The organism is Zavarzinia sp. (genome assembly GCF_041650655.1).
GTDB lineage: Bacteria > Pseudomonadota > Alphaproteobacteria > Zavarziniales > Zavarziniaceae > Zavarzinia.
Genome location: NZ_JBAZKR010000166.1, coordinates 1 through 5795, shown reverse-complemented (window position 1 = coordinate 5795; position 5795 = coordinate 1). Strand labels below are relative to the sequence as shown.

Genomic DNA, 5795 nt, shown 5'->3' with positions numbered 1-5795 from the left:
CATGGACGAACTGTCGGAAGAAGACAAGCTGACGGTCGCCCGCGCCCGTAAGATCCAGCGCTTCCTGTCGCAGCCCTTCCATGTGGCGGAAATCTTCACCGGCGCCCCCGGCAAGCTCGTGGCCCTCGCGGACACCATCAAGGGCTTCAAGGCGATCGCCGCCGGCGAATACGACCACCTGCCCGAGGCCGCCTTCTACATGGTCGGCACCATCGAGGAAGCGGTCGAAAAGGCCAAGAAGCTGGCGGCCGAGGCTGCCTGAGGATAGGCGGAGAGAATGGCCGACAAGGTTCAATTCGACCTGGTGAGCCCGGAAAAACTGCTGTTCTCGGCCGAGGTCGAGACGGTGGTGGTGCCGGGCGCCGAGGGTGACTTCGCGGTCCTGCCCGACCATGCCCCCTTCATCAGCCTGCTGCGTGCCGGCGTGGTGGAGGTCCAGGCCGGCGGCAAGACGGTGAACCGTCTCTTCGTGCGCAGTGGCTTCGCCCAGGTGACCCCGGACGGCCTGACCATCCTGGCGGAAGAGGCGATCGACCTCGCCTCCGCCTCGAAGGCCGACCTGGCTGCCAAGCTGAAGGATGCGGAGGCCGACCTGGCCGCTGCCGCGGACGACCAGCAGCGCACCCGCGCCGAGATGGAAATCGCGGCGATCCGCGAAGTGCTGGAAGCCGCCTGACGGCGGATTCCGCGGCGTTTTCGGGAACGGCGGCTGTGGCCGCCGTTTTCGCTTTCGGCCCACGGGGCGATCGCGAAGGCGGATCGGCCCGCGCCCCGGTGGCACTGTTACTTGCCTGTCACGAAATCCTTGCCTATACCGGACCTTGGGCCGACTCTCATGCTATGCTGCGAGTGCGTCGGTTAACACTGGGAGAGGACAGGCATGGGCCGCCACTGGGGACTTGACGACATCGGGTGGGACAAGTTCGACCCGTCCAAGGTCGACCCGGACATGGTCATGGCGATCAAGACCGCCAGCTTGGTCGAAGCCAACAGCCAGGACTACGTCACCTATCTGCTGAACGTCTTCCAGGACGAAACTTGGCTGCATGAAGCCATTCATCGCTGGGGTGTCGAGGAACGCCTGCATGGCGAGACGCTGGCCGCCTGGGCCAAGTTGGCCGATCCGAGCTTCGATTTCGAGGCGAGCCTGAACCGCTTCCGTCAAGGCTACCGCCTGCCGCTCGACGCGACCGAGTCCGTGCGCGGCTCCCGCGCGGGTGAGCTTTTGGCGCGCTGCGTCGTCGAATGCGGCACTTCGAGCTATTACAGCGCGATCCGCGACGCGACCGAGGAACCGGTGCTGAAGCAGGCCGCCCATCTGATCGCCGGCGACGAATTCCGCCACTACAAGCTCTTCTACGACACGCTGAAGCGCTTCGATCCCAAGGATTCCCTGGGCCTCTTCGCCAAGATCCGCCTGACCATCGGGCGCGTGAACGAGGCCGACGACGACGAACTCTCCTACGCTTTCTACTGTGCGAACTACGGCCCGGAAGTGCCCTACGACCGCCGGAAGTCGATTCTCGCCTACAGCAAGCGGGCCTATTCCAATTATCGTTACGGCCATCTGGCCCGGGCGATCGCCATGATGCTGAAGGCGATCGGCATTTCGCCCCACGGCACGGTCGCCAATCTGACCCAGCGCGGTGCTTGGTGGCTGTGGGAGAAGCGCGCCCGCAAGCTCTCCCGCATGGCGGCCTGAGGACGCCGGGCGATGGCGGCGCTGTTCGGCCTCGCCGTCGCCGCCCTTCTGGTCTGGGGTGTTCGCTGGGCCTGGGTGCGGGCCCATAATCTTCCGGCCGGCGGCGGTCACCACTGGGCCTACGACAGCGGCACGTCCTTGGCCGATCCCGGCTCGGGCGACAGTTCTGCGAGCAGCGACGGCGGCGCCTCCTGCGACAGCGGAGGCGACTCCGGTGGCGGTGACTGCGGCGGTGGAGACTGAGGCCCCGGGCCGGGGGCCTTCCTCAGCGGGCCGCGTCGGGAGCGCCGAGGCGGTAGTCTGCGTCGCCCGGCTTGCGGAACAGGTAATCGTCGGGCAAGCCCATGCGCCGGCAGGCGAGCTGCGGCGGGGTATCCTTCATCAGCTTGGGCAGGAACGCGGCAAGCGAGCGCAGCACGGCATTGGCGGCTGCCCGCCGCGCCGGCGAGCAGCGCATGTCGAGCCGGTCCTTCACCCATTCGGGCAGGAGGTCGATGCCGGCATCGACGATCAGGCCCTGCAAAGGGGTCGCCAGCCGCCCGAAGGGCGAGCGCCGCCGCGCCACGGCCAGGAAACTGTCCAGTTCCGGCCGCCGATTCAGGCGCGGCGCGAAGGAGCGCAGGAAGTCGTCCACACCGGCCTGGGTATGGGGGATCTCGAAGCGGCCGTAGTCGGCGGCGCCGGGCAGCGATTCGACGATTGCCCGTTCCCGCTCGGCGGCGCTCAAGGGTGCTACGAAACGGTGATAGGCCTCGGCGAAGCCGAGGCCGGCGGTCAGATGGACGAAGGCCATGCGCTCGGGATCGAAGGCGGTATAGCGTCCGCCGTCCGACAGGGGACCGCGCACCTTGGCATGGCGCTGCGCCACTTCGGCGAGCAGTGCCTTCTTCGCCCCCCGCGAGGCGTAGGTGGTCGCCAGCGCGGCCGAAAGGGTGCGCTGCGAGCGGCCGATCGTGTCGGTCTTGTAGGTCGAGAACGTGTCGACCCCCTTGCCGATGCCTTCCTCCGCCAATTGCATGATCACGGCCGGGATGGCGCCCACGAAGAAGGCCACGGGATTGGCCATCACCCTCCAGGTCACGCTGTCCGGCCCGAAATCGCCGGGGTCGCCGGGGTCGGCCAGATAGTCCACCCGGAAGGCCGGGTCGTCGGGCGTGTAGAGCCGCTCGAGCGACTGCCGGACACCGCTGTAGAGGGGCAGATGTGCTGCCGCCGTCGCTACCAGATCACCGAAGCCCATGGCATTTCCCCACTACCGCTGCGTGGGCTCAGCATCGCAAAGCGGACCGGAGGCGGAAACTCCGCTTCCCTCCAGGGCCGGGAAAGCCCGGCGGGGGGGCCGTCACAGCGCCGGGGAAATGAACTCCGCGGGCCAACTGCTCGCATTTCGATCGCGTCGGCGCGCCCCCTTGGGGGACTATAAACAGTTTATTGACCCTCTCGGGTCCAAGAATCCAGCTCAGGTCATGGCGGGTCTTCAATGGAATTGATGTCGAAACTGGCTGCTCGCCTGTCGTGGACGGGCTTCGCCAATCTGCGCCAGCGCTCCATTCTGGTCCTCGGCATGATTTTCGCCGTCATCCTCGTGGTCGAGATCGACCGCGCGCGGGACGATCGTGAAGCCGACGTGGTCCGCGCGGTCGAACGGTCGAAGGTGGAGACCGATTCCCTGTCCCGGAAACAGGCCGACGTACTTCTGGCCGCCCGCTTGTTCCTCGACGTCCTTGTCGATACCGGGGCGGCCGCCCGCTTGCTCGACGAGCGGGACTGCAGTGCCACCATGGTGAGCCAACTGTCCCTTCTGCCCCATGCCGAGAACATGATCCTGGCGCTGCCGTCGGGTGCCATCCTGTGCCGTGCGGACGGCCGCGGCGATGCTGTCAACGTGGCTGATCGTCTGTATTTCGAACAGTCGATGGCGGTCGATGGCACGGTGCTCGGGGTGGCTGCGATCGATCGCTTGACCGGTCGGTGGAGCCTTCCCGTGGCCCGGGCCATGTTGGGCGAGGACGGCAGGCCGCGGGCCGTGTTGGCGGTGCTCATCGACCTCGGCTGGGTCGCCAGCGAATTGTCTGCCGCCGGCTTTCCGCCCGGGACCACGCTCGGTCTGGTCGACGGCCGGGGTACCGTTCTCGCCGAACATCCCGATCCCGGCCTGGCACTGGGGCGGAGCATCGCCGGCAGCGCCCTGTTCGAGGCGGTGACCGGGGACGGCGCCGTCGACCTCGAGGGGGCGGACGGTGTCACGCGAGTCATCGCCCGTTCGAGGCTCGCGGAGACGGCTGCCGGGCCGGTCTATCTCTGGGCCGGCCTCGACCGGGCGGTGATGACGCGGGACAGTGATCGGCAATTCGCGGTCGCGGTCGCGATCATTCTGACCCTCGCCTTCGGTGGCATGATGGTCGCCTTGGTCAGCGCCGAAATTTTCGTGGTGCGACCGTCCAGGGCCATCGTCCAGGCCGCCCAGGCGATCGGCGGTGGTGACAGCCGTGCCCGCACGGGCGTGGATCACCGCAGCGGCGAATTGGGGCAGGTCGCCAAGGCGATCGACCAGATGGCCTTCGCCCTGACCTCGAAGAGCGAGATCCTGCGCCTCAACCGTGCGCTCAAAGTGATCACGGCCTGCCACAAATCCCTGGTCCATGCCGAGGACGAGCACCAGATGCTGGTCGAGGTGTGCCGCAACATCGTCGAGATCGGTGGCTATCGCATGGCCTGGGTCGGCTATACCCGGGACGACGAGGGGCGCTCGGTCGAGCCTGTGGCCCATTTCGGCCACGAGGAGGGGTATCTCGATTCGATCCGCATCAGCTGGGGTGACAACGAATTCGGCCGCGGGCCGACGGGCACTGCGATCCGCACCGGCCTGCCCCAGGTGAACCGGGATTTCGCGACCAACCCGTTGATGGCGCCCTGGGTCGGCGCCGCCCTTGAAAGGGGATACCGTTCGTCGAGTGCCTTTCCCCTGATCGCGGACGGGCATGCCTTCGGTGCACTCACCATCTATGCCCCGGCGGTCGCGCCATTCAACGAGGAGGAGATCGGCCTGCTGCAGGAACTGGCGTCCGACCTCGCCTTCGGCGTCGCCATGCTGGGCCTGCGCCAGTCCAGCCAGCGCGCCCGCGAACGGTTGGAGAAAAGCCTGGAGGCGACGATCGCGGCGGTGGCGGCGACACTCGAACTGCGTGACGCCTATACCGCGGGTCACCAGCGCCGGGTGAGCAAGCTGGCCGGCGCCATCGCCGCCAAGCTGGGCCTGCCGGACGACGACATCCACGGCATCCGCCTCGCCGCCTCGATCCATGACATCGGCAAGATCCAGGTGCCGTCCGAAATCCTGGTCAAGCCGACGGCGCTCGACGAGGTCGAGAAACTGCTGCTGCGGCGCCATCCCCAGGCCGGTTTCGACATTCTGAAGGGCATCGATTTTCCCTGGCCGATCGCGCAGCTCGTGCGCCAGCATCACGAGCGGGAAGACGGCTCGGGCTATCCCCAGGGCCTGTCCGGGGCGCAGACCCTGCTCGGGGCGAAGATCATCGGGGTTGCCGACGTGCTGGAGGCGATGTCGTCGCACCGGCCCTACCGTCCGGCGCTGGGGATCGACAAGGCGCTGCAGGAACTGGTCAAGAACAGGGGACGGTTCTACGACCCGGCCGTCGTCGACGCCTGCGTCGCCCTGTTCCGCGACGATGGTTTCAGCTTCGAAGGCTGACCTGGTTCAGGACCTTGCGGATGGCGCCGGTCAGGGTCGCCACCTCGTCCTCGGTGGCGACGAAGGCCGGGGTCAGATAGACGATGTCGCCGAAGGGGCGGACCCAGACGCCGGCCTCGACGAAGGCACGTTTGAGCGCGTTGAGATCGCCGATCTCGTCGAGCTGGACGACGCCGATCGCCCCCTTCACCCGGACGTCGACCACCCCCGGCAGGTGCCGGCACGGCTCCAGCCCCGCCCGCAGCCAGCCTTCGATGGCGGAGACCTGGGCAAGGCGCGGCTCCGTCTCGAAGAGGTCGAGCGAGGCATTGGCGACCGCGCAGGCCAGCGCATTGCCCATATAGGTCGGCCCATGCATCAGCGCGGCCGTGGCCCGGTCGT

The 5795-nt window shown here is 67.5% G+C and carries 6 protein-coding genes and 1 pseudogene; 5 read left to right on the top strand and 2 right to left on the bottom strand.

Annotated features, from left to right (window positions below; genetic code table 11):
* From WC493_RS21315 to WC493_RS21300, 4 genes and pseudogenes are all read left to right on the top strand, one after another.
* Positions 1 to 262, top strand: a pseudogene (locus WC493_RS21315) (F0F1 ATP synthase subunit beta); the annotation flags it as partial.
* A gap of 15 nt (positions 263 to 277) precedes the next feature.
* On the top strand, positions 278 to 676 hold the full coding sequence (locus WC493_RS21310; RefSeq protein ID WP_373068321.1) for a F0F1 ATP synthase subunit epsilon: 399 nt from the start codon (positions 278 to 280) through the stop codon (positions 674 to 676).
* Between the two features lie 204 nt (positions 677 to 880).
* Entirely contained in the window at positions 881 to 1702 is an 822-nt protein-coding gene (locus tag WC493_RS21305) for a ferritin-like domain-containing protein (protein WP_373068319.1), read from the top strand.
* Between the two features lie 12 nt (positions 1703 to 1714).
* Positions 1715 to 1945, top strand: a complete 231-nt coding sequence (locus WC493_RS21300; protein ID WP_373068317.1) for a hypothetical protein — start codon at positions 1715 to 1717, stop codon at positions 1943 to 1945.
* Positions 1946 to 1967: 22 nt separating this feature from the next.
* Here the strand turns inward: WC493_RS21300 and WC493_RS21295 are convergent, their stop codons facing one another.
* A complete protein-coding gene (locus WC493_RS21295) occupies positions 1968 to 2942 on the bottom strand; it encodes an oxygenase MpaB family protein (RefSeq protein WP_373068315.1) in 975 nt (324 codons plus the stop codon).
* Positions 2943 to 3182: 240 nt separating this feature from the next.
* Between WC493_RS21295 and WC493_RS21290 the strand changes: the two genes are divergently transcribed.
* Entirely contained in the window at positions 3183 to 5414 is a 2232-nt protein-coding gene (locus WC493_RS21290) for an HD domain-containing phosphohydrolase (RefSeq protein ID WP_373068313.1), read from the top strand.
* Here WC493_RS21290 and WC493_RS21285 read toward each other — a convergent pair.
* On the bottom strand, positions 5398 to 5795 hold a 398-nt coding region (locus WC493_RS21285; protein ID WP_373068311.1), incomplete at its 5' end, for an aminotransferase class III-fold pyridoxal phosphate-dependent enzyme. The two genes, WC493_RS21290 and WC493_RS21285, sit on opposite strands and share 17 nt — an antisense overlap.

Coding starts and splice junctions, on each gene's coding strand:
- WC493_RS21310 (WP_373068321.1), top strand. CDS start 278: ATGGCCGACAAGGTTCAATTCGACCTGGTGAGCCCGGAAAAACTGCTG.
- WC493_RS21305 (WP_373068319.1), top strand. CDS start 881: ATGGGCCGCCACTGGGGACTTGACGACATCGGGTGGGACAAGTTCGAC.
- WC493_RS21300 (WP_373068317.1), top strand. CDS start 1,715: ATGGCGGCGCTGTTCGGCCTCGCCGTCGCCGCCCTTCTGGTCTGGGGT.
- WC493_RS21295 (WP_373068315.1), bottom strand. CDS start 2,942: ATGGGCTTCGGTGATCTGGTAGCGACGGCGGCAGCACATCTGCCCCTC.
- WC493_RS21290 (WP_373068313.1), top strand. CDS start 3,183: ATGGAATTGATGTCGAAACTGGCTGCTCGCCTGTCGTGGACGGGCTTC.